Origin of the sequence: Streptomyces pyxinae (assembly GCF_024756275.1) — a bacterium.
Classification (GTDB): domain Bacteria; phylum Actinomycetota; class Actinomycetes; order Streptomycetales; family Streptomycetaceae; genus Streptomyces; species Streptomyces pyxinae.
The window spans coordinates 1-22807 of the sequence record NZ_JANUGQ010000034.1 but is presented as its reverse complement, the minus strand read 5'-3'; the positions used below and the strand labels follow the sequence as shown (position 1 = coordinate 22807).

Sequence of the window (22807 nt, the reverse complement as noted above, 5' to 3'; positions counted from 1 at the left end):
ACCTGACCACCCCCTGACCGCCCCGGGGCTCCCCACCCCGTGGCCGACACCCCCACTCAGCACCCCCCCACCCAGCACCACCCCCACCCACCTGACACGTACCGCTCGCGCGTCGGGCCGGCTCCCCATGTCCCGTACCGTTCCAACCACCGGGAGACGCCCCGTGGCCACCTTCCTCAGCCGACTCGGCCGCTTCGCCTTCCGGCGGCGCCACTTCGTGACCCTGCTATGGATCGCGCTGCTGGCACTCGCCGGAGTGGGCGCGGCCTCCGCGCCCGCCGCCACCTCCAGTTCCTTCTCCATACCCGGCACCGAGGCGCAGCGCGCCTTCGACCTGCTGGACGAGCGCTTCCCGGCCGCCGGTGCCGACGGCGCCACCGCCCGGGTCGTCTTCCGGGCGCCCGACCGGCAGAAGATGACCGACCCCGCCAACAAGGCGCTGGTCATGAAGACGGTCGGTGAGCTGAAGTCCGGCTCCGACCAGGTGGGCGAGGTCACCGACCCGTACACCTCGGGCGCGGTCTCCCGGGACGGCGCCATCGCCTACGTCCGGGTGTCGTACAAGGCCGGCAACATGGAGCTGACCGACGCCACCCGCGAGGCGCTGGAGCACACCGGCGCCGAGGCGGGCAAGGGCCCGGTCACCGTGGAGATCGGCGGTGACGCCCTCCAGACCATGCCGGAGACCGGCGCCGGCGAGATCGTCGGCGTGGTGCTCGCGGGCATCGTCCTGGTCATCACCTTCGGCTCGCTGGTCGCCGCCGGACTGCCGCTGGTCACCGCCCTGATCGGGGTGGGCATCGGTGTCTCGGCCATCACCGCGCTGGCGAGCACCCTGGACCTCGGCTCCACCACCTCCACCCTCGCCATGATGATCGGCCTCGCCGTCGGCATCGACTACGCGCTGTTCATCGTCTCCCGCTACCGCGCCGAGCTGGCCGAGGGCCGGGAACGCGAGGAGGCCGTGGGCCGGGCCGTCGGCACCGCCGGATCGGCCGTGGTCTTCGCGGGGCTCACCGTGGTCATCGCGCTGGCCGGGCTCGCGGTGGTGGACATCCCGATGCTCACCAAGATGGGCTTCGCCGCCGCCGGTACGGTGGTGATCGCCGTCCTGGTGGCGCTCACCCTCATCCCGGCCTTCCTCGGCTACGCCGGGCGCTTCATCCAGAGCCGCAAGAGCCGCAAGAGCCGCACAAGCAACGAGAACAATGCGAACGGTGAGAGCGGTGAGGCGCGCACCGCCCCCGCGGACCCGTCCGCCGCCCGGCCCGGCAAGCCCAACGCGGGCACCCGCTGGGCCCGGCTGGTGCTGCGCCGCCCGGTCACGGTGCTGCTGGCCGGGGTCATCGGCCTCGGTGCCGTCGCCGTACCGGCCGCCTCGCTGGAGATGGGTCTGCCCGACGAGGGCGCCCAGCCCACCTCCACCACCCAGCGCCGCGCCTACGATCTGATCTCCGAGGGCTTCGGCCCCGGCGCCAACGGCCCGCTGATGGTGGTGGTCGACGGCGACCGGGCCACCGCCGACCGCACGGTCCGGGAGATCAAGGGCCTGGACGGGGTCGTCGCCGTCACCCCGCCGATGACCAACGAGGCCCGCGACACCTCGATCATCACCGTCGTCCCCGGGGACCGGCCCTCCTCGGCCGGCACCGAGGACCTGGTGCACACGATCCGGGAGCGGAGCGGCGACCAGGTGCTGGTCACCGGCGCGACCGCGATGAACATCGACTTCTCGCAGAAGATGAACGACGCCCTGGTGCCCTATCTGGCGCTCGTGGTGGGACTGGCCTTCGTGCTGCTGACGGTGGTCTTCCGCTCGGTGCTGGTCCCGCTGAAGGCGGCGCTGGGCTTCCTGCTCTCCGTGGTGGCGGCGCTCGGCGCGGTCGTGGCCGTCTTCCAGTGGGGCTGGCTCGGCCAGGTCTTCGGCGTCGAGCAGACCGGCCCGGTGATGAGCATGATGCCGATCTTCATGGTGGGCGTGGTCTTCGGTTTGGCCATGGACTACGAGGTGTTCCTGGTCACCCGGATGCGGGAGGCGTACGCCCACGGGGAGCGGCCCGGCGAGGCGATCGTCACCGGCTTCCGGCACGGCGCCCGGGTGGTCACCGCCGCCGCCGTGATCATGATCGCGGTCTTCGCCGGCTTCATCGGCTCCAGCGAGCAGATGGTGAAGATGATCGGCTTCGGGCTCGCCGTGGCCGTGCTGTTCGACGCCTTCGTGGTGCGGATGGCGATCGTCCCCGCCGTACTCGCCCTGCTCGGCCGCGCCGCCTGGTGGCTGCCGCGCTGGCTGGACCGGATACTGCCCCGGGTGGACGTGGAGGGCGAGGCCCTGGCCGCCGGCCCGGCCCCGGCCGCCGGTGACACCGACCGGGAGCTCAGCCGGGTCTGACCGCCCCGGCGGCCCCGGTCACCGCACTCGTACGAATGCCGTGGCGGACGCCGGCCTTCCGGTCGGTTTCCGGTCGGTCCTCCCGTCGGCGGGACGCCGTCACCGTGTCATGGGCGACGCGGTGGCGGCGTACGTACGCCGCAGAAAGCGCAGCAGCGCGGCGGAGTCGAACTGGGCGATCTCGGTCCCGTCGGTGGAGTGGTGCTCCACCACCGTCTGCACCCGCCCGCACGGCCAGACGTCCACCTCGCCACTGTGCGCCGGGGCCCGCAGCCCGTCCTCCAGGAGCGCGCGCGGCAGCACCCACTCCGCACCGCCGGGGAAGCCCAGGAGTACGACTCCGGGCTCGTCGTCCGGGTCGTACCGCAGCGCCACCGGGACCGGCCGGGAGAGCGGCCCCTCGGTGACGATCAGCGCTCGGGCCCGCTCCTCGACCCGCCCGACGGTGGCGGCGGTCGCGCCGGCCGGGCCGCCGCCCCCGGCTTCCTCGTCCTCGCCGGACTCGTACAGTTCCACGCCCCCGTCGGTGTCCGCGTACGCGCGTCCGGCACGCGGCTCGTCCAGCGGGGCTCCGTCGCCGGGGCACATGGGTCCGCTCCTCACACTCCACACCTTCACTGCTGCGTCACTGCGGTGCTCTTCCGTGCTGCTCCGTGCTGTTCGGTTCTTCTTCCGGCTTCCGGCTTCCGGCTTTCTGTCTCCGGCTTCCGTCTTCCGTCTTCCGTTTTCGCTTCTTCCGTCTTCTCTTCCGGCTTCGCTTCTGCTGTCTTCTCTCCGCCTGCCCGGTGTTCGCCTTCCGGCACCACTGCGCGGTATTCGTCTACCAATGTCCCATTGATCGGTACGGCCCGCCCGGCCCGGTCGGGCACCCCGGACGGCTCCGGCGCGGCTCCGGCGCATTTGTGACCTGCTCGCTCTTGCGACCGATTCGCAGGAGGAACCATCATCGAAGGGTCCCCGCGCGGTACCCCGCCGCACCCCGTGTCCGAAAGCGGTGCCCGTCATGCACGTACCCGACGGTTTCATCAACACGCCCGTCTGCGCCGCAGCCGGTGTCGTCGCCGCCGGGGCCGTCGCCGTGGCGCTGCGCCGCGCCCGCCGGGAGCTGGACGAACGCACCGCCCCGCTCGCCGGCCTGGTGGCGGCGTTCATCTTCGCCGTCCAGATGCTCAACTTCCCGGTGGCCGCCGGCACCAGCGGTCATCTGCTCGGCGGGGCGCTCGCCGCGATACTCGTCGGCCCGGGTACGGGGGTGCTGTGCGTCTCGGTGGTCCTGCTGCTCCAGGGGGTGCTCTTCGCGGACGGGGGCCTCACCGCGCTGGGCGTCAACATCACCGACATGGGCGTGGTCACCGTCGTCGTCGCGTACGCGCTCTTCCGCGGCCTGGTGAAGCTGCTCCCGCGCAAGCGCCGCTCGGTCACCGTGGCCGCGTTCGTCTCCGCCCTGGTGTCGGTGCCGGCCGCGGCCGTGGCCTTCACGGCGATCTACGCCGTCGGCGGCACCACCAGTGTGCCGCTGGGCCAGGTGTTCACCGCCATGGTCGGGGTGCACGTGCTGATCGGCGTCGGTGAGGCACTGATCACCGCCGCCACCGTCAGCGCCGTCCTCGCGGTGCGCCCGGACCTGGTGTACGGGGCGCGCGGGCTGACCGCCCCGCTCAAGCTCCGGGTCAACGGCGAACTGGTCGACGCCCCGGCCTCCCCGGCCCCCACCCCGGCCCCCGCCCCCGCGCACCGGTCGGTGCGGGCGCTCTGGGCCGCCGGCCTGGGCGCCGCGCTGGTGCTGGCCGGTCTGGTCTCGTTCTACGCCTCCGCCAGCCCCGACGGCCTGGAGAAGGTCGCCGCCGACCAGGGCATCGACAAGAACGTCCGGGACCACGCGTCCGCCGACTCCCCGCTCGCGGACTACGGCGTCAGCGGCATCAGCGACCCCCGGGTCTCCGGCGGCCTGGCGGGCGTGATCGGGGTCGGCGCCACGGTCGCGGTCGGCACCGGGGTCTTCCGGGTGGTGCGCCGCCGCTCGGCCGGGGGCGACGACGACCGGCCCGCCCGGTCGTCCGAGGCGCCCAGGGAGACCGTCTGAGATGGGTGCGGGCCACGCCCACAAGCTCTACCGGCACGGTCACTCGCCGGTGCACGCGCTGCCCCCGCACTGCAAGCTCGCCGCCGTCTTCTGCTTCGTGCTCGTGGTGGTCTCCACCCCGCGCACCGCGATCTGGGCCTTCGCGCTGTACGCCGGGCTGCTCGCCGCCGTCGCCGTGCTGGCCCGGGTCCCGGCCGGCTTCCTGCTGCGGCGGCTGGTCTTCGAGGTGCCGTTCGTGGCGTTCGCGTTCCTGATGCCGTTCGTGGTGCCGGGCGCGCACATCTCGGTCCTCGGCGTCCCGCTCTCCGTCCCCGGGCTGTGGGACGCCTGGAACGTCCTGGCCAAGGGCACCCTGGGCGTCACCGCCTCGGTGCTGCTGGCCGCCACCACCGAGCTGCGCGCCCTGCTGCTGGGCCTCCAGCGGCTGAGGCTGCCGCCGCTGCTGGTGCAGATCGCCTCGTTCATGATCCGGTACGGCGATGTGATCTCGGACGAGATGCGCCGGATGTCGGTGGCCCGGCGCTCGCGCGGCTTCGAGGCGACCGGGGTGCGGCACTGGGGCGTCCTGGCCAAGACGGCGGGCGCGCTGTTCATCCGCTCCTACGAGCGCGGCGAACGCGTCCACCTGGCCATGGTGAGCCGCGGCTACGCCGGTTCCATGCCGGTCATCGACGAGGTCACCGCCTCCCGCGCCCAGTGGACGGCCGCCGCCGCGCTCCCGGCCGCCGCCCTCGCCGTCTGCCTGCTGGGCTGGGCCCTGTGACCGCCGCCCCGGCCCGCGCGACGAGCCCGGGGCGTCCGGCGGCCGGTGTGCGGTGGACGACCGGTGTCCGTCCGGCGGCCGGTGTCCGGGTTCGCCGGGTCCGCCGGGCGACCGGTGTCCGCGCGGCGGGCCCGGTCCTTCGGGTGGTCGGCGTCCGTGTCCCTCCGGCGGCCCTTGTCCGTCGGACGACCGGTGTCCGTCCGCCCGCCCCCGTCCGTCTGGTGGGATGGACCCCATGACCATGTCCTTCGTGCCCTCGCTGGACGTACGCGGCCTCGCGTACGCCTACCCCGACGGCCACCAGGCGCTCTTCGGCGTCGACCTCACCGTGGAGCGCGGCGAGCGGGTGGCGCTGCTGGGGCCCAACGGCGCCGGCAAGACCACCCTCGTCCTCCACCTCAACGGCATCCTCACCGGCGGCGCGGGCACGGTGACGGTCGCCGGGCTGCCGGTCGGCAAGGAACACCTGGCGGAGATCCGCCGGAAGGTCGGCATCGTCTTCCAGGACCCGGACGACCAGCTCTTCATGCCGACCGTCCGCGAGGACGTGGCCTTCGGCCCGGCGGCGGCCGGGACGCGGGGCGAGGAACTGGAGCGCGCGGTCACCCGGGCGCTGGAGCGGGTCGGCATGGCCGGCTACGCGGACCGGCCCCCGCACCACCTCTCCTTCGGCCAGCGGCGCCGGGTGGCGGTGGCCACCGTGCTGGTGATGGAGCCGGAGATCCTGGTGCTCGACGAGCCGTCCTCCAATCTGGACCCGGCCTCCCGCCGGGAGCTGGCCGACATCCTGCGGTCGCTGGACGTCACCGTGCTGATGGTCACCCACGACCTGCCGTACGCGCTGGAGCTCTGCCCCCGCGCGGTGGTGCTCAGCGAGGGCGTCATCGCCGCCGACGGCCCGACCGGACAGCTGCTGGCCGACGAGGAGCTGATGCGCCGCAACCGGCTGGAGCTGCCGTTCGGCTTCGACCCGACCGCCCGGCCCACCCGGAATCCGGCGGCCCACTGAGCCGTTGCACCATGGACCCGGGCCGATGGCGGCCGAAGGCGCGGGAAGGGGAGCGGACGTGGACGTCCAGGGCACGGTGGCGGCGGGCTTCGAGCCGGTCCGGGAGGCGTTCGTCCGCAACTTCGAGCAGCGCGGCGAGCGGGGCGCGGCCCTCGCCGTCCACCGGGACGGCCGGAAGGTGGTCGACCTCTGGGCCGGCACCCGGGACGTCTCCGGTACGCGGCCGTGGGCCGTGGACACCGCCCAGGTGGTGCGCTCGGCCACCAAGGGCGTGGCCGCCGCCGTACCGCTCCTGCTCCACCAGCGCGGCCAGCTCGACCTGGACGCCCCGGTCGGCACCTACTGGCCCGAGTTCAAGGCGGCCGGCAAGGAACGGACGCTCGTCCGCCATCTGCTGGCCCACCGCGCCGGCGTCCCGGTGCTGGACCGTCCGCTCACCCCGGAGCAGGCCCGCGACCTGGACGCCACCATGGCCGCGATCGCCGCGCAGCCGCCGGTCTGGGAGCCGGGCACCGACCACGGCTACCACGCCCACACCTACGGCTGGCTGCTCGCCGGCCTGGTGCGCCGGGTCACCGGCCGGACCATCGGGCGCTGGGTCGCCGAGGAGATCGCCCGCCCGCTCGGCCTGGACCTGTGGATCGGCCTGCCGCCCGACGAGGCGCACCGGGTCGGCCGGATCGGCCCGGTGGCGGAGCCCGAGACGGCGGCGGGCGGCGGCGGGCTCCGGCTGCGTCCCAAGCGCTCGGTGGCCGACGCCTACCGGGACCCGGAGTCGCTGACCCGCCGGGCGTTCGGCGTCATCGACCCGCTGCCGGACGAGAACGACCCCGCGTACCGGGCCGCCGAGGCCCCCGCGTCCGGCGGCGTCTCCACCGCCCGGGCGCTGGCCCGGTTCTACGCCGCCCTGCTCGGCCCGGTCGACGGCCACCGCCTCTTCGCGCCCGCCACCCTGGCCATGGCCCGTACCGAGGAGTCGGCGGGACCGGACCGGGTGCTGGTGGTCGGCACCCGGTTCGGCCTCGGCTACATGCTGCACGGCCCGGCCGCGCCCCTGCTCTCCCCGGACAGCTTCGGCCACCCCGGCCGGGGCGGCTCGCTCGGCTTCGCCGACCCGGCCTCGGGCATCGCCTTCGGCTACGTCACCAACGGCATGCGCAAGGGCGTCACCGCCGACCCCCGCGCCCAGGCCCTGATCCGAGCCGTCCGCACGTCGATCGGCTGACCCCGCCCCCGGCCGGCGGCCCTACGGGTGTCCCCCTCGCGACCGGCCCCGGGGCTCGGTCACCCGGCGCACGGGTCGCCGGGTCACCCACCGGTGCCGGCAGCGCCGTTCCGGCCGCGCGAACACCAGGCGCCCGGCCCTGGAAGCGCACGTGCCCCCCGTTCGGGTGGTTTGTCCTGAGCCGGTCCGGTGGGCTGACTACGGTGGTGGAGACCACAGTTCGGTGGGGCAGACAGGAGGCGGCGATGGCCGAGGGCGATGTCCGTTGGACGATGCGACGGGGCGAGCGGGTGGAGGTGCCGGCCACGATCGGCGGCATCCGCGCGGCACTTCCGCCGGAGGATCGGGAGCGGTTCGACAAGGAGATCGACGCCGCCGACGTGGACGAGCTGTACGACATCGTCCGGCGGTGGATCGTGGTACTGGCCTCGGACGAGGAGGACGAGGAAATCTTCGCGCGGTTGCGCGCCGAGGGGGGCGCCGCGTGAGCCGATATGTGATCGCCTACGCGCCGCCCGCCGAGGATGCTCTCAAGCGGATGCGTAACCCCGACTCCTTCCGGTCCGCGATGGAGCGCACCCTGGGACGGGACCCCTACGGGCATGGATCCGTGGCGATGAACGGTGAGCGGGACCGTCGCACCGTCACAGTCGGCGGCGCCTTCGTCGTCTACTACGTGGCCCGGGCGGCACTCACCGTGACAGCAGTGCGCCTCATCCCGTCGCCGTAACGGTTCACGCGGCTGCGGGAGGGCTGACGCCCCGGGACGCACCCGGAGGATCGGCGTGCGCCCGGCCGTCAGCCCGAGTGCAGCATCAGGCCGATGCCGACGACCATCAGACCGGCGGCGGCGATGCGCGGGGCGCCGAAGCGTTCCTTGAAGAACAGGGCGCCGATCGCCGCGCCGACGATGATGGAGGACTCCCGGAGGGCGGCGATCGGGGCGAGCGGGGCGCGGGTCTGGGCCCAGAGGACCAGGCCGTACGCCGCCACCGAGAGCGCGGCGCCCAGCAGGCCGCGGGCGGCGTGCGGGCGCAGGTCGGCGGCGAGGCGGGCGCGGCGGGCGTGGAGGGCGTACAGCGGGATGACCAGGCCCTGGACGATCATCAGCCAGGCGATGTAGCCGAGCGGGGTGCCCGAGGCGCGGACGCCGATGCCGTCCACCACGGTGTACCCGGCGATCGCCAGCCCCGTCGCCAGCGCGGCCGTCACGGCGGGCCAGCCGGGGTGACCTCCCGTCCGGCGCCGGCCGCCCAGGGGGAGGACGCCCCAGAGGGCGAGCCCCACCAGTCCGGCGCTGGCCACCGCGACCCCGGTCAGGCCCCAGCCGTCCGGCACCTCGTGCAGCAGCAGCGCGGCGACCACGGTGACCACCAGCGGAGCCGTACCACGGGCGATCGGATACATCTGGCCGAAGTCCCCGAGCCGGAACGACCGCATCAGCAGCCCCATGTAGCCGACGTGGATCGCGGCCGAGAGGGCCAGGTACGGCCAGGCGCCGGCGGCCGGGAACGGGGCGAAGCAGGCGAGGACGGCGCCGATGGCCGCCCCGCCGCCGGAGATGAGGGTGAAGGAGAGCAGCTGGTCGCGGATGTGATGGGCGACGGCGTTCCAGCTCGCGTGCGTCACGGCGGCGATCAGTACGGCGGCGGCGACCAGCGGCGTCATGCGGTACGTCCGGTATGTCCGTTACGTTCGGCACGTCCGGTGCGCGCCGCCCGGCCCCGGGCGCGGTGGTTCGCGGAGGCGTTCATGCCCCGCACGCTAGCGGTACATGTAACAGCCACGCGAGTGACCTTCGGCACGCCGGGGCCGAGCCGGGTCCGGGCCCGGGGGGTGGGGCCGGGGAGCCGGGTCGTGGGCCCGGCGGCCCGCCGCGGGTTCGGCACGGTCCCGGACCGGCGCGGTCCCGGTCCAACCGGGTTCCGCGCGGCCCCGGTCCGGCACAGTCCGGCGCGACCACAGTCCGGGCCCTGAGGCTGCCGGGCCCGGCAGGCCTCCGGCCCGGCAGGCCTCCGGACCGAACCCCGCCCAGCCCCCTCACCGGGCCTTGAGCACCGCCGCCACCACCGGGCCGGCCGCGTCGCCGCCGTGGCCGCCGGACTGGACCACCGCCGCGGCGGCCAGGTCGTCGGCGTACCCCGCGAACCAGCTGTTCGACTGGCCCTGGTTGTCGACCTCGGCCGAACCGGTCTTGGCGCCCTTGTCACCGCCGACCCCGGCCATCGCCTTGGCGCCGGTGCCGCTCGTCGCGGTCGCCCGCATCAGCGCGCGGAGCTGCCGGGCGGCGGACGGGTCCAGCGGGCGCGCGGCGGTGGCGGGCGGCTTGTCGTTCAGGGAGCGGTCCACCAGCACCGGCTGCCGGAAGCCGCCGCTCTTGGCGGTGGCGGCCAGCGAGGCCACATTGAGGGCGTTCATCTGGACCGTGCCCTGTCCGATGTACTGGGCCGCCGCCTCACCGCCGCTCGACTCCGGCACCGAGCCGTCCTGCGAGGGGACGCCGGTGCCCCAGTCGAGCCCGATGCCGAAGACGTCCCGGGCCTCCTTGGCGAGGGCGGCGTCGTCCTTGGTGTCGTCGATCAGCTTGATGAAGGCGGTGTTGCAGGAGCGCTTGAAGCTTTCGCTGAAGGGGCTGCCGGCCGGCAGGTCGAAGTTGTCCAGGTTGTGGAAGACCCGCCCCTGGTACATCGCCTCGCGCGGACACTCGGCCGGGCGGTCGGCGGCGACCAGGTTCTTCTCCAGCAGCAGCGCCGCCGTGACGATCTTCATCGTGGAGCCGGGCGCCTGCTTGCCGAGGAAGGCGGCGTTGAAGCCGTCCGACCGGTTGTTGGCGACCGCCCGTATCGCGCCGCTGCTCGGCTCGACGGCGGCCACCGAGGACTCCGGGAAGCCCCGCACCGCCCGCTCGGCCGCCGCCTGCACCTCCGCGTCGATCGTCGTACGCAGCTCGCCCGCCGTGCCCGGGCGCAGCGCCAGCAGGGTGCGGGGCGCGGCGGTGGTGCCCGCGCCGGCCGCGCCGTCCGCCGGGGCGGCGACCAGCTCCATGCCCGGCTTGCCGCCCGCCTTGGTGCCGTACGCGACCCGGAGCTGCTCCAGCACCGGACGCAGCGAGGGGTACGCCTTCGCCGTCAGCTCCCGGCCCTTCCGGTCCACCGCCTTGACGGGCGGCGCGCCGGTGGTGGTGATCCGCAGCTGCTCACCGTCCTTCAACTGCGGGTGCACCACCGACGACTGCCACTCGACGCGCGGCAGCCCGGTGGACAGGCCCCGGACGACGGTGAGTTCGGAGGCGTACCGGAAGGGCTTGGTCACACCCTCGTACGACAGCGTGGCATTGACCGTGAACGGCACCTTGGGCCCGGTCGCCTTGCCCGGGGTCAGCTTCAGCGCCCCGATGTGCGCGTCCGCCCGGTACGCGGCGAGCACCGGCTCGGCGGCGACCGGGTCGTTGGTGAACTGGGCCGCCTTTGCCTCGTTCCCCTCCGCCCAGGCGCCGAAGAAGTCCTTCACGGTGGCGTCCACTTCGTCCGCCGTCACCGGCCCGGTCCGCTTCACCGGCGCCTCGGCGGCGGCGGTGGCCGTCCCGCCGGTCATCCCGCTCCACAGGTTGTAGCCCGCGTAGCCCACCCCGCTCGCCACCACGGCGAACACCCCGCCTATGACGGCGGTCTTGGCCCCACTGCGCATTCCCGGTCCCTCCCCGTTGGCTCGACCCCCCTGCCCGCCTCTCCCGAGCACCTTGAACGCGTTCAAGAGAAAGGCGCCGACCACTGTACGGGACACCCACCCACCGGAGCCCGTCCGTTACCCGACCGTGAACCCTTGTTCGATCACCGGCCCGTTCAGCCGCGACTATCCGCCATCTCCCACCGATTCCCGGCCAGTTCCGCCCCCCCCGCGCTCCGGTTCGGCAGCGGTCGGCTCAACGGCCCGTCCCCACCAGCCACGCGGTCAGCTGCTCGTCGTCGCTCAGGGCGATCAGCTGCACCAGCCCCCAGTGGTCACGGTGGTTGGGCGCTGTGCGCAACCGGTCCTGCCAGTCCTCGGCGTACTCGCGCAGAGCGTCGGCCATCTCGGCGACGGCTTCGTCGAAGGTCGCCCCATCGGCCGTCACCGGCAGCCCGGGGATCGAGATCGACCAGCCACCGCCCTCCGCCACGGCTTGGGCCTTGGGCGGGCAGGCCAGGGCCAGGTGGTGGCGCAGCCGCTCGGCGTCCACGACCGCCGCCGCCCGCCCCGGCCCCCGGCGCACGGTCACCACCCGGCCCTCACCGGCCGCGTCCAGCAACTCCTCGAAGTGAGTCCGGGCTTCCGCCTCGCTCTCGCGGCGCACCCCGGCGGGCACCGAGTCCGATCGCGTCCCCCGCCCCCTCACACCCACGTGTCCAGCCACATCCGCGCCCGCCAGCCGTCCATGGGGATCGGCTGCCCGGTGTAGAGCGGGTAGAAGTAGATGAAGTTCCAGACGATCAGCAGCACCAGGACGCCGGCGGCCACGGCGCCCACCGTGCGGCGGCGTTCCCGGGTGCCGTCGGGGCCGGGTGGGCCGAGCAGGGCGCCGATCATCATGGCGACCGCCAGGCAGAGGTACGGGACGAAGACGACCGCGTAGAAGAGGAAGATCGTGCGCTCCTGGTACAGGAACCAGGGCCCCCAGCCGGCCGCGACCGCGCAGAGGATGGCGCCGGCCCGCCAGTCGCGGCGGAAGAACCAGCGCCAGAGGACGTACAGCAGGGCGAAGCAGGCGGCCCACCAGAGGAGCGGGGTGCCGAGGGCCAGGACCTCGCGGGCGCACTTCTCGGTGGCGTCCACCGGGCAGCCGTCCTTGCCGGGGCCCGGGTCCTCGTAGAAGTAGGAGACCGGGCGGCCCAGGACCAGCCAGCTCCAGGGGTTGGACTGGTACGTGTGGCCCGAGGTCAGCCCGACATGGAAGGTGTAGACCTCGTTCTCGTAGTGCCAGAGGCTGCGCAGCCAGTCGGGGAGCAGCCAGGACCAGGAGCTGCCCGCGCCGTCCCGCTCGGCCCAGTCGCGGAAGTAGCCCCGGTCGGTGAGGATCCAGCCGGACCAGGAGGCGAGGTACGTGACCAGGGCGACCGGCACCGTGGAGAGGAAGGCCGGCAGCACGTCCCGGCGCAGCACCGCGCGGTACGGCCGGTAGGCACCCGCCGTCCGGCGCGCCCCCACGTCCCAGAGGACGGCCATCAGCGCGAAGGCGGCCAGGATGTAGAGGCCGTTCCACTTGGTGGCGAACGCCAGGCCCAGCATGACCCCGGCCGCGAGCCGCCAGGGCCGCCACCCCAGGCCCAGGTTCTCGGCCACCCGGTTGTCGGGCCGCAGCACCCCGTCCTCGTCCACCGGCAGCGCGGCGGCCAGCCGGGCCCGGCTCCGGTCCCGGTCCAGCAGCAGACAGCCGAACGCGGCCAGCACGAAGAACATGACGACCTGGTCCAGCAGCGCGGCCCGGCTCATCACGAAGTGCAGGCCGTCCACCGTCAGCAGCAGCCCGGCCAGACAGCCGAGGAACGTCGAGCGGAACAGCCGCCGCCCGATCCGGCACAGCATCAGCACGGAGAGCGTGCCGAGCAGCGCCACCATGAACCGCCAGCCGAACGGATCGAAGCCGAACAGCCACTCGCCCGCCCCGATGACCCACTTGCCGACCGGCGGGTGCACCACATACCCGGGGTCGGACGGCACCGGCACCGCGTCCGGGTTCGCCAGGATCGACGCGTCGACGTCCTTCGGCCAGGCACCCTCGTACCCCTGGTGGATCAGCGCCCAGGCGTCCTTGGCGTAGTACGTCTCGTCGAATATCACCGCCCGGGGCTCGCCCAGCCGCCAGAACCGCAGCACCCCGGCGACCAGCGCCACCAGCAGCGGCCCGGCCCAGGCGGTCAGCCGCCAGAGCCGTTCGGCCCGCTCGGGCCCGGCCCCGAGGACGGTCCGGAACCGGTCCGAGGGCCGGACGTACGGGGGGACCAGCCGCTCGCGCAGCCCGGTGACCGGCGCCGGCACGTGACCGAACCGGCGCAGCCGCCGCTGCCAGGCGGGCGGCGGCGGTGGGGCGTCCTGCTGGGGGGCCGGGCGGGCCTGGGGCGCTGTACTGGTCACCGCGCCATGGTAGGGAACCCGCCACCGGGGCCGGGTCTCCGCCACTGATCCCGCACGGGCGCGGGCCCCCGCCACCGGGCGGCCCGCGGGCGGCCGGCGGACCGTCCGGGGGCCTGGCGTACGGACCGGTCGCGGGCGCCGGGCGGCCGACCGGGTGGCCACCGCGGTCCCGGCCCGCGCCGCCGGGTGGCGGCCGGGCGCACCGGCCGCGCGGGACCGGAGGCGCACCTGCCGCACGAGCCGTGCGGGTCCGGCGCCCCGGGCGGGACCGGGGGCGCGCCGCGCACCTGGGAGGATGGCGGGTGTGACTGGAACGGTGACCGGAACGACCGGAACGCTCGTACTCGCGGGAACCCCGATCGGGGAGATCGCGGACGCCCCGCCCCGCCTCGCCGCCGAGCTGGCGGCGGCCGATGTGGTGGCCGCCGAGGACACCCGGCGGCTGCGGCGGCTCACCCAGGCGCTCGGCGTGCAGACGCGCGGCCGGGTGGTCTCGTACTTCGAGGGCAACGAGGCGGCCCGCACCCCCGAGCTGGTCGAGGCGCTGACCGGTGGCGCCCGGGTGCTGCTGGTCACCGACGCGGGGATGCCCTCGGTCTCCGACCCCGGCTACCGGCTGGTCGCCGCCGCCGTCGAGCGGGACGTCCGGGTCACCGCCGTGCCCGGGCCGTCCGCCGTGCTCACCGCGCTGGCGCTCTCCGGGCTGCCGGTGGACCGCTTCTGCTTCGAGGGCTTCCTGCCCCGCAAGGCGGGCGAGCGGCTCGGGCGGCTGCGCGAGGTGGCCCAGGAGCGGCGGACCCTCGTCTACTTCGAGGCGCCGCACCGGCTGGACGACACCCTGGCGGCGATGGCCGAGGTGTTCGGCGGGGAGCGGCGGGCCGCCGTCTGCCGGGAGCTGACCAAGACGTACGAGGAGGTCAAGCGCGGGCCGCTGGCCGAATTGGCCGCCTGGGCCGCCGAGGGCGTACGTGGCGAGATCACGGTCGTCGTCTCCGGCGCCCCGGAGGCCGGGCCGGACGCGTTCGACTCCGCTGAGCTGGTACGCAGGGTGCGGGTGCGCGAGGAGGCGGGGGAGCGGCGGAAGGAGGCCATCGCGGCGGTCGCGGCCGAAACCGGGCTACCCAAGCGCGAGGTCTTCGATGCCGTGGTGGCGGCAAAGAATGCGGAGCGGGAAGGCCCCGGTCGGAGTAAAGGACTATCGTAAAAAGCAAAGACCTGACCGTGCGCCCCGCCCTTCGGCATGGGAAGCCAAAAGACCGGTCCAACATTCGACTAGGTGGCTAGGCGCTCCCGCCGGTGAAGGCGTCCACTGGGACAAGTGGAAAGGAGCCGGCATGAGCGAGACCACCAGCACTCCGGTCGCCCACGAGGCCTATGCCTTCGCCTGCATGAGCTGCGGTTACGGCTGGGAGCAGGCGTACGAGATAGAGCACCACACCGACATACACGGGGGCGAGTTCGTCGTCTACAAGGCGAACGGGAATCGGGTGCCGTCACCGCTCTCCCGCCCCACCTGCCTCAACTGCGGCGGCCATGTCGTCCGCATCATGCGCTCGGGCCAGGTGTCCTCGGTCCTCGACCTGATGGCCGCGCAGTCCCGCCGGTCCACCCGGGCCGCCCGGCACGCCCGGAACGGCACCCGGACCGGGACCGGTGCCGGGGCCACCAGCGCGGGGAGCCACCCCGCCGCGGCCGCCGCCGCCCCGATCGCCACCGCCGGACCGCTCGGCCAGGAGCCCGCCCGGGAACTCCCCGCCGAACCGGTGCTGCCGGAGGGCAGGCAGTGGCACCTCTCGGACCTGTTCCACCCCTTCCAGCGCCGCTGAGCCGCCCCCGGCTCCCCCGCCGCTGAAGCCGAAGGGACCGGAACCGAACCGGATCCGGGACCCGAACCCGGTCCGGGGCCGGGGCCGGGACCAGAACCACCGGGGCCCGCGCCTCCCGTGCCGACGGGGCGCGGGCCCCGGCGCGTACCGGAGCGTGCGGGCCCCGGCGCGTACCGGAGTGCACCCGATACCTCCGGACTCCCGCGCCCCCGCCCCCTCGTACGATCGGGGCATGAGCTCCAAGGACGCCCCGCCGCCGCTGCCCGAGCCCCTCGGGGTGCCGGTCGCCGACTCGCACACCCACCTCGACATGCAGTCCGGCACGGTGGACGAGGCCCTCGCCAAGGCCGCCGCCGTCGGCGTGGAGACGGTGGTCCAGGTCGGCTGCGACCTCAAGGGCTCCCGGTGGGCGGCGGAGACGGCCGCCCAGTACGAGCGGGTGCACGCCGCCGTGGCCCTGCACCCGAACGAGGCGCCCCGGATCGTCCTGGGGGATCAGGACGGCTGGTCGCGGCAGGGGGCCAGGGAGGCGGGCGGCGACGCGGCCCTGGACGAGGCGCTGGCGGAGATCGACCGGCTGGCCGCCCTGGACCAGGTGCGGGCCGTCGGGGAGACCGGGCTCGACCACTTCCGCACCGGGCCCGAGGGGATGGCCGCCCAGGAGCGTTCCTTCCGGGCCCACATCGAGATCGCCAAGCGGCACGGCAAGGCGCTGGTCATCCATGACCGCGAGGCCCACGCCGATGTGCTGCGGATCCTCGCGGAGGAGGGCGCGCCCGAGCGGACCGTCTTCCACTGCTACTCGGGCGACGCCGAGATGGCCCGGATCTGCGCCGGCGCCGGCTACTTCATGTCCTTCGCCGGGAACGTCACCTTCAAGAACGCCCAGCCGCTGCGGGGCGCGCTCGCGGTCGCCCCGCCGGAACTCGTGCTGGTCGAGACCGACGCCCCCTTCCTCACCCCGGCGCCCTACCGGGGCCGGCCCAACGCGCCCTATCTGATCCCGGTCACCCTGCGCGCCATGGCGGCGGTGAAGGGGCTGGACGAGGACGTGCTGGCGGCGGCGATCGCGGACAACACCGCCCGGGCGTTCGACTACTGACGCGTCGGGGCGCACCGAAACGTACTGACGCCCGGTCGGTGACGCCGGGTGGCCGAGCCGCTTTGGAGAGTGACGGGCGCTCCGCTAGGGTCCGGGCCTCGTGAGCACCTCCCAGGGCAGCCCCCACGCCGGGGCCGCGCCCCCGCCGCCCGAGGACGGGACCGCGCCGTACGGCTCCGGCCCCCCGCCGTACGGCTCCGGCCCGCCGGGTGACGGCTTCGAGCCGCCGGGCCTCCCGCCGTACGCGTACGGGCCGCCGCCCGGGGAGGGCTTCGGGCCCCCGCTGTACGCGTACGGGCCGCCGCCGTACGAGTTCGGCCCCCCGCCCCCGGGGTACGGCCCGCCACCGGTGTACGGGCCCCCGGGCGCGTACGGGTCCCCGTCGCCGGCGTACGAGCCCGCGCCGCCGGTGTACGGACCGCCCGCGTACGCGTACGGCCCGCCGCCACCGGCGTACGCCCCGCCGCCGTCCGCGTACGGTCCACCGCCCGGCCCCACCGAGGCGTACACCCTGCTGTACGACACCTACCTCGGTGCCCCCGACGACTGCTCCGCCGACCGTGATGACGGCTATGGCTATGACTACGGCTACGGCTGCGACTACGGCTATGACCGCGATGACGGCTGTGGCCCCGGCCACCATTCCGGCTGGGGCGGCGGCCACGTCTCCCCCGAGCCCGAGGGACCGCCTCCCGGCTGCCTTCCGGACTCGCCCGGGTGGGGCTTCGCCGAGTGCCCCACCGTCCCCGCCGCCTCCCTCCCCGCCGCCTCCCTCCCCACCGTCCCCGCCGCCTCCCTCCCTGCCCCGGCGGGGTCCGCCGCCCCGCCGCAGCCGGAGGCCGCTCCCTCCTGGGGTCCCGAGCAGCCGTGGTTCGTCCATCCGGGGGCGGCCCGGGCGGCGGCGCCCCCGCCCGTCCCGGTGCCGGACGAGGCCAGGACCGTGATCGTCCCCCGGCCCGCCGCCCGCCGCCCCGCCGCCGGGCTCGGACTAGGACCCGCGCTCGGACTAGGACCCGCGCTCGGGCTCGGGCCCGGGTTCGGACGCGGGCTCGCCTCGCCCCAGGCGCTGCGGCGGCTGGTGCCCCGGGCGCTGGTGGTCGCCGCGCTCGCGGGCGGCACCACCGCCTTCGTCGCCGACGACAAGGAGGTGCTGCTCACCGTCGACGGGACGCCCCGCACCCTGCACACCTTCGCGGACGACGTGGACGAGCTGCTCGCCCACGAGGGCGTACCGGTCGGCCCGCACGACATCGTGGCCCCCGGAGCCGGCGCCGCCCTGGCCAACGGCGACGAGGTGGTGGTCCGCTACGGCCGCCCGGTCACCCTCACCCTGGACGGCCGGCGGCGCCAGGTGTGGACCACCGCCGGCACCGTGGCGGAGGCGCTGCGCCAGCTCGGCGTCCGGGCGGAGGGGGCGTACCTCTCGGTCTCCCGCTCGGCGCCCATCGCCCGCCAGGGCCTCACCCTGGACGTACGCACCGAGCGCGCCGTCACCTTCATGGCCGACGGCCGCGAGCGCACCGTCCGCACCAACGCCGCCACCGTCCGGGAGGCCGTCGAGCGGGCCGGGCTCACCCTCGGGCCGCAGGACACCACCTCCGTACCGCTGGACAGCTTCCCGCGCGACGGCCAGACGATCACCGTCATGCGGATCAGCGCGAGCGAGGAGGTGCGGGAGGTGGCCGTCCCGTACCCGGTGGAGCGCCGGAACGACCCCGCCCTGCTCACCGGCACCGAGGTGATCGACCGCCAGGGCCGCCCGGGCGCCCGCCGGATCACCTACGCCGTCCGCACGGTCAACGGGGTCCGGCAGAAGCCGCGCCGGATCTCCGACGAACTGGTCCGGGCGCCGGTCGCCCGGCTGGTCCGGGTCGGCACCCGGCCCCGGCCCCGCCCGGGCCACGGCCCGGTCCCCGGCGCCGACGGGCTCAACTGGGCCGCGCTCGCCCTGTGCGAGTCCGGCGGCCGCCCGGACGCGGTGGACGCCTCGGGGACGTACGGCGGGCTCTACCAGTTCGACCCGGCCACCTGGCACGCCCTCGGCGGCACCGGCACCGCCCAGGAGGCCTCGGCCGCCGAGCAGACCCACCGGGCCAAGAAGCTCTACATCCAGCGCGGCGCCAGTCCCTGGCCGCACTGCGGCATCCGGCTGCGCTCCTGAGGCGTCCGGGGCCGTACGGGGGGCGTGCGGGCAGGCGGACCGTACGGGTACGGGTACGGCGTCCGGGCACGCGGGAACGGGGTGGGCCCCGCGGGGCGCGGGCCCGGGAGGAGCGCCGTCCGGGGGGCCGTAGGCTGTACTGGGTGAGCACCACTGAGCCCGACGCCCTCCTCGGCCCCGCCGACATCCGCGAACTGGCCGCGGCGCTGGGCGTACGGCCCACCAAGCAGCGCGGTCAGAACTTCGTCATCGACGCCAACACCGTGCGGCGGATCGTCCGCACCGCCGAGGTGCGCCCCGACGACGTGGTGGTGGAGGTCGGCCCCGGGCTCGGCTCGCTGACCCTGGCGCTCCTTGAGGCGGCCGACCGGGTCACCGCCGTGGAGATCGACGACGTGCTGGCCGGCGCGCTGCCCGCCACCGTCGCCGCCCGGATGCCCGGCCGCGCCGACCGGTTCGCCCTGGTGCACTCCGACGCCATGCTGGTGCGCGAACTGCCGGGGCCCGCGCCCACCGCGCTGGTCGCCAACCTCCCGTACAACGTCGCCGTGCCGGTGCTGCTGCACATGCTCGACCGCTTCCCGACCATCGAGCGCACCCTGGTGATGGTGCAGGCCGAGGTGGCCGACCGGCTCGCCGCGCGGCCCGGGAACAAGGTGTACGGCGTCCCCTCGGTCAAGGCCAACTGGTACGCCGAGGTCAAGCGGGCCGGTGCGATCGGCCGCAATGTCTTCTGGCCGGCGCCCAATGTGGACTCCGGGCTCGTCTCGCTCGTCCGCCGTGCCGAACCGGTCGCCACCACCGCCACCAAGCGGCAGGTGTTCGCCGTGGTGGACGCGGCCTTCGCCCAGCGCCGCAAGACCCTGCGGGCCGCGCTCGCCGGCTGGGCAGGCTCGCCCGCCGCCGCCGAGGCCGCCCTGACCGCCGCCGGGATCTCTCCCCAGGCACGCGGCGAGTCGCTCACCGTCGAAGAGTTCGCCCGCGTCGCGGAGGCCCGTCCAGCGTGAACACCACCCCGCCCCCCGCCGGGCCCTTCCTTTCCACGCCCGGTTCCTCCGGGACCGGCTCTTCCGTGACCGGCCGCCCGGGGAGCGTCCGCCCGGGGGCCGCGTCCGGCGCCTCCGGGGCCGCCCCCGCCGTGACCGTCCTCTCCGTCCCCGGCTCCTCGGTGACCGTACGGGTGCCCGCCAAGGTCAACGCGCAGCTCGCGGTCGGCGCCGCCCGGCCCGACGGCTTCCACGACCTGGCCAATGTCTTCCTCGCCGTCTCCCTCTACGACGAGATCACCGTCACCCCGGCCGAGTCGCTGCGGATCACCTGCTCCGGGCCGGACGCCGACCAGGTGCCGCTGGACCGCACCAACCTCGCCGCCCGCGCCGCCGAGGCGCTGGCCGCCCGGTACGGCATCGCGCCCGACGTGCACATCCACATCGCCAAGGACATCCCGGTCGCCGGCGGGATGGCGGGCGGCAGTGCGGACGGCGCCGGCGCCCTGCTCGCCTGCGACGCCCTCTGGTCGGCCGGCGCCTCGTCCCCGGCGTCTCGCGAGGAGCTCCTCGCCATCTGCGCCGAGCTGGGCAGCGACGTCCCCTTCTCCCTGCTGGGCGGCGCCGCGCTGGGCACCGGCCGCGGTGAACTGCTGACCCCGCTGGAGGTCGGCGGCGTCTTCCACTGGGTCTTCGCCGTGGCCGACGGGGGGCTCTCGACCCCGGCGGTGTACGGGGAGTTCGACCGCCTCACCGCCGGGACGGACGTCCCGCCCCCGGCCGCCGCGCCCGCCCTGCTGGACGCCCTGCGGTCCGGCGACCCGACCGCCCTGGCGGGTGCCCTCGCCAACGACCTCCAGCCCGCAGCCCTCTCCCTGCGTCCCGCGCTGGCCGACACCCTCGCCACCGGCACCTCGGCCGGCGCCCTGGCCGCGCTGGTCTCCGGATCGGGGCCCACGACGGCGTTCCTGGTCAAGGACGAGGAGGCCGCCGCCACCGTGGCCGCCGCCCTCCGCGCCTCCGGCACCTGCCGCACCGCCCGTACGGCGACCTCACCGGCGCGGGGCGCGGTGGTGACCGGGCGGACCCCGTGACCGCCTGGCTCACCCGACCGGAGACCCCCGGCGACCTCCCGGCCGTCCGCGCCATCAACCTGGCCGCCTTCCCGACGGCCGCCGAGGCCGACCTGGTGGACGCCCTGCGCGCCGACCCCGGAGCGTGGATCGACGGCCTCTCCCTGCTGGCCGCCGCCCCCGATGGCACCCCCACCGGGCACGCCCTGCTCACCCGCTGCCACATCGACGGCGCCCCCGCCCTCGCCCTGGCCCCGTGCGCCGTCCTGCCCGCCGCCCAGCGCACCGGCGCCGGCACCGCCGCCATCCGTGCCGCCCTCGACGCGGCCCGCGCCCTGGACGAGGACCTCGTCGTCGTCCTGGGCCACCCCGCCTACTACCCGCGCTTCGGCTTCACCCCCGCCTCCCGCCTCGGCATCCGCGCCCCCTTCCCCGCGCCCGACGAAGCTCTCCTCGCCCTCCCCCTCACCCCTTCCCGCCCCCTCCCGACCGGCACGATCCAGTACCCGGCTGCCTTCGGGGTCTGAGGCCGCCCGGCCGGCCGGCGAAGGGCCTCGGCGGCCCGGTTTCTGCGCCACCGACCGGGATGACCATGGCTGACCCCGCCGGCTGGCTCGGCGGCCTGTGCCACACTGTGCGCCGCCTCATCGGTGCCCATGGCCCGCCTCCGGCGAGTCGGTCGACTTGCCGGAGTGGCAATACCATGGCGTCGGCGGGCGGTTTCGACAACCGCACCGACCACTGGGGGATGACTTGTTGAGCAGGACCGGCCGGGCGCGTGCGGTCTTCGGGGCGAGGGTGCCGGCGCTTGCCGTGATTGTCGCGTCGCTTTCCACACTGGCCGTGGGGTGTTCGAGCATGCGGGGTCTCGACTACACGCCGGTGCGGATGGATCCCGGTCCTGCGCGCGAGAAGGCGAAGGAGGTCTCCAGTCGTCTGCTGGAGATGACCGGGGTCAAGGGCAAAGTCACCGAGCCCGGGCCGAGGGTCTCGCGCTGCTACGAGTACGGCGACGATCTCTTCTCCACGACGCACCCGTGGTCGGTGTACGGCCTGACTGATGAGCAGGTCGACACCGGCATGGCGAATCTGCGCAAGGCGCTCAAGGAGAACGGCTGGACGATCACCAAGGACGGCAAGGCCAACAGCAAGGCCCAGAGCCCGGAAATCTACGCGGAGAACAAGGCCGAGCAGTTCGCCATGAACGTCACCGCCCTCAAGCACGAGGGGCCTGACACGATGCTCAACTTCTCGGTGGTCTCCGCCTGCTATCGCGCGGCCTCCGCCTCCGCCCTCGACGGCGAGTACTGAACTCGTCTGACGTGTCGGGCAGATGCGGTGGTCAGCCGTACGGGGCATGGCCCGTCTCGGCCGGCCGCCGGTCAACTGCTCAGGGGCCGGCCTCCGGGGTCCCTCAACCGGTCTGCGGGATGGGGTAAACGGGGGTGTCCAGCCAGGCGTGATGGGTCCCGTCCGGCTGCACGGTCATCCCGAACCGCTCGGGCCCGGGGGAACCGGTCTGGTGCCACCAGGTGAGCGCGGCCGTCACCTCGTCCCAGAGCCGTCGGGGCCCGTGTTGCAGGACGGCGAATCGCTCGTCGTTCCGGCCGTCGTGGTCGATGGCGGCCCAGGAGGTGGTGTCGGTGGTGGCGAGCCAGAGGCGGGAGGCCACACCGTCGATGCCGGGGCCGTGTTGCCAGGTGTGCCAGATGTCCCGGGTCTGGAGGCCGATGGCGAACCGGGCGTTCCAGTCGTTGCCGGTGGCGGCGAACGGCGAGACGCCGGTGGTGGTTTCCTCCGGGACGTGCTCCTCGCGTACGACGTCTCGGAGGATGCGCAGGTTGACGCGGTGGGCGCGCAGGGGCATGCAGGCGGAGTGCGGGGTGAACCAGCCGGAGGCGGTGCCGTCGCCTTCCACGGTGAGCCGCAGCAGTCCGTGGGAGAGCCAGGGCGTTTCCCAGGGCGCGAGCACGATCCCGCCGGGCGGGGTCTGCTCGATCCAGGCGTACGGCACGGCCCGTACGGCGCAGGTGGCGATCACCCGGTCGTAGGGGGCGTCCTCCGGGTGGCCTTCGC

Annotated in this window: 22 protein-coding genes; 15 read left to right on the top strand and 7 right to left on the bottom strand. The window is 74.7% G+C overall.

Annotation, left to right across the window (positions count from 1 at the left end):
* Positions 1 to 163: 163 nt before the first annotated feature.
* Positions 164 to 2392: an MMPL family transporter gene (locus NX801_RS27505; RefSeq protein WP_258790648.1), complete on the top strand. Its 2229-nt coding sequence runs from the start codon at positions 164 to 166 to the stop codon at positions 2390 to 2392.
* Positions 2393 to 2491: 99 nt separating this feature from the next.
* Here the strand turns inward: NX801_RS27505 and NX801_RS30875 are convergent, their stop codons facing one another.
* Both NX801_RS30875 and NX801_RS27495 read right to left on the bottom strand, forming a co-directional pair.
* Positions 2492 to 2980, bottom strand: coding sequence for an SsgA family sporulation/cell division regulator (locus NX801_RS30875; protein ID WP_309505917.1), 489 nt, complete (start codon positions 2978 to 2980; stop codon positions 2492 to 2494).
* A gap of 26 nt (positions 2981 to 3006) precedes the next feature.
* Positions 3007 to 3219 (bottom strand): hypothetical protein, encoded by a 213-nt coding sequence (locus tag NX801_RS27495; RefSeq protein WP_258790647.1) that lies wholly within the window; start codon positions 3217 to 3219, stop codon positions 3007 to 3009.
* A gap of 176 nt (positions 3220 to 3395) precedes the next feature.
* Between NX801_RS27495 and NX801_RS27490 the strand changes: the two genes are divergently transcribed.
* The 6 genes from NX801_RS27490 to NX801_RS27465 all read left to right on the top strand — a co-directional run bounded on the left by NX801_RS27490 (position 3396) and on the right by NX801_RS27465 (position 8202).
* Entirely contained in the window at positions 3396 to 4475 is a 1080-nt protein-coding gene (locus tag NX801_RS27490; protein WP_258790646.1) for an energy-coupling factor ABC transporter permease, read from the top strand.
* Between the two features lies 1 nt (position 4476).
* Positions 4477 to 5238, top strand: a complete 762-nt coding sequence (cbiQ, locus tag NX801_RS27485; protein WP_258790645.1) for a cobalt ECF transporter T component CbiQ — start codon at positions 4477 to 4479, stop codon at positions 5236 to 5238.
* A 235-nt stretch (positions 5239 to 5473) separates the two neighbouring features.
* Positions 5474 to 6247, top strand: coding sequence for an energy-coupling factor ABC transporter ATP-binding protein (locus tag NX801_RS27480; RefSeq protein WP_258790644.1), 774 nt, complete (start codon positions 5474 to 5476; stop codon positions 6245 to 6247).
* Positions 6248 to 6272: 25 nt separating this feature from the next.
* Complete coding sequence (locus NX801_RS27475) at positions 6273 to 7472, top strand: serine hydrolase domain-containing protein (protein ID WP_258790643.1); 1200 nt, start codon at positions 6273 to 6275, stop codon at positions 7470 to 7472.
* A gap of 206 nt (positions 7473 to 7678) precedes the next feature.
* Complete coding sequence (locus NX801_RS27470; RefSeq protein ID WP_258790642.1) at positions 7679 to 7960, top strand: hypothetical protein; 282 nt, start codon at positions 7679 to 7681, stop codon at positions 7958 to 7960.
* 50 nt (positions 7961 to 8010) lie between these two features.
* Complete coding sequence (locus NX801_RS27465) at positions 8011 to 8202, top strand: hypothetical protein (protein WP_258790686.1); 192 nt, start codon at positions 8011 to 8013, stop codon at positions 8200 to 8202.
* Positions 8203 to 8270: 68 nt separating this feature from the next.
* On the opposite strand, the gene NX801_RS27460 is transcribed toward NX801_RS27465, so the two are convergent.
* From NX801_RS27460 to NX801_RS27445, 4 genes are all read right to left on the bottom strand, one after another.
* Complete coding sequence (locus tag NX801_RS27460; protein ID WP_258790641.1) at positions 8271 to 9140, bottom strand: DMT family transporter; 870 nt, start codon at positions 9138 to 9140, stop codon at positions 8271 to 8273.
* A 372-nt stretch (positions 9141 to 9512) separates the two neighbouring features.
* Positions 9513 to 11159: a penicillin-binding transpeptidase domain-containing protein gene (locus NX801_RS27455; protein WP_258790640.1), complete on the bottom strand. Its 1647-nt coding sequence runs from the start codon at positions 11157 to 11159 to the stop codon at positions 9513 to 9515.
* A 235-nt stretch (positions 11160 to 11394) separates the two neighbouring features.
* Positions 11395 to 11805 (bottom strand): prevent-host-death protein, encoded by a 411-nt coding sequence (locus tag NX801_RS27450; RefSeq protein WP_258790639.1) that lies wholly within the window; start codon positions 11803 to 11805, stop codon positions 11395 to 11397.
* Positions 11806 to 11843: 38 nt separating this feature from the next.
* Entirely contained in the window at positions 11844 to 13583 is a 1740-nt protein-coding gene (locus NX801_RS27445; protein ID WP_258790638.1) for a dolichyl-phosphate-mannose--protein mannosyltransferase, read from the bottom strand.
* Positions 13584 to 13899: 316 nt separating this feature from the next.
* Here NX801_RS27445 and rsmI point away from each other — a divergent pair, with 316 nt between their 5' ends.
* The 8 genes from rsmI (at position 13900) to NX801_RS27405 (ending at position 22042) form a co-directional block, all read left to right on the top strand.
* Positions 13900 to 14787, top strand: a complete 888-nt coding sequence (rsmI, locus tag NX801_RS27440; protein WP_258790685.1) for a 16S rRNA (cytidine(1402)-2'-O)-methyltransferase — start codon at positions 13900 to 13902, stop codon at positions 14785 to 14787.
* Positions 14788 to 14917: 130 nt separating this feature from the next.
* Positions 14918 to 15409 carry a hypothetical protein gene (locus tag NX801_RS27435; RefSeq protein WP_258790637.1) on the top strand — a complete coding sequence of 164 codons (492 nt, stop codon included), beginning with the start codon at positions 14918 to 14920 and terminating at the stop codon, positions 15407 to 15409.
* Between the two features lie 232 nt (positions 15410 to 15641).
* The gene (locus NX801_RS27430; protein ID WP_258790636.1) at positions 15642 to 16511 is read left to right on the top strand and encodes a TatD family hydrolase; all 870 of its coding nucleotides are present in this window, start codon (positions 15642 to 15644) and stop codon (positions 16509 to 16511) included.
* A gap of 919 nt (positions 16512 to 17430) precedes the next feature.
* On the top strand, positions 17431 to 18672 hold the full coding sequence (locus NX801_RS27425; protein WP_258790684.1) for a resuscitation-promoting factor: 1242 nt from the start codon (positions 17431 to 17433) through the stop codon (positions 18670 to 18672).
* Positions 18673 to 18815: 143 nt separating this feature from the next.
* Positions 18816 to 19679, top strand: a complete 864-nt coding sequence (gene rsmA / locus NX801_RS27420; RefSeq protein ID WP_258790635.1) for a 16S rRNA (adenine(1518)-N(6)/adenine(1519)-N(6))-dimethyltransferase RsmA — start codon at positions 18816 to 18818, stop codon at positions 19677 to 19679.
* Positions 19680 to 19810: 131 nt separating this feature from the next.
* Positions 19811 to 20752: a 4-(cytidine 5'-diphospho)-2-C-methyl-D-erythritol kinase gene (locus NX801_RS27415; protein WP_258790634.1), complete on the top strand. Its 942-nt coding sequence runs from the start codon at positions 19811 to 19813 to the stop codon at positions 20750 to 20752.
* Positions 20749 to 21258: a GNAT family N-acetyltransferase gene (locus tag NX801_RS27410; RefSeq protein ID WP_258790633.1), complete on the top strand. Its 510-nt coding sequence runs from the start codon at positions 20749 to 20751 to the stop codon at positions 21256 to 21258. The genes NX801_RS27415 and NX801_RS27410 overlap by 4 nt, the downstream gene beginning before the upstream one ends.
* Positions 21259 to 21589: 331 nt before the next feature.
* Positions 21590 to 22042, top strand: coding sequence for a hypothetical protein (locus NX801_RS27405; protein WP_258790632.1), 453 nt, complete (start codon positions 21590 to 21592; stop codon positions 22040 to 22042).
* A gap of 103 nt (positions 22043 to 22145) precedes the next feature.
* On the opposite strand, the gene NX801_RS27400 is transcribed toward NX801_RS27405, so the two are convergent.
* The coding region (locus tag NX801_RS27400) for a methyltransferase domain-containing protein (RefSeq protein ID WP_487403421.1) at positions 22146 to 22807 on the bottom strand (662 nt) is incomplete at its 5' end.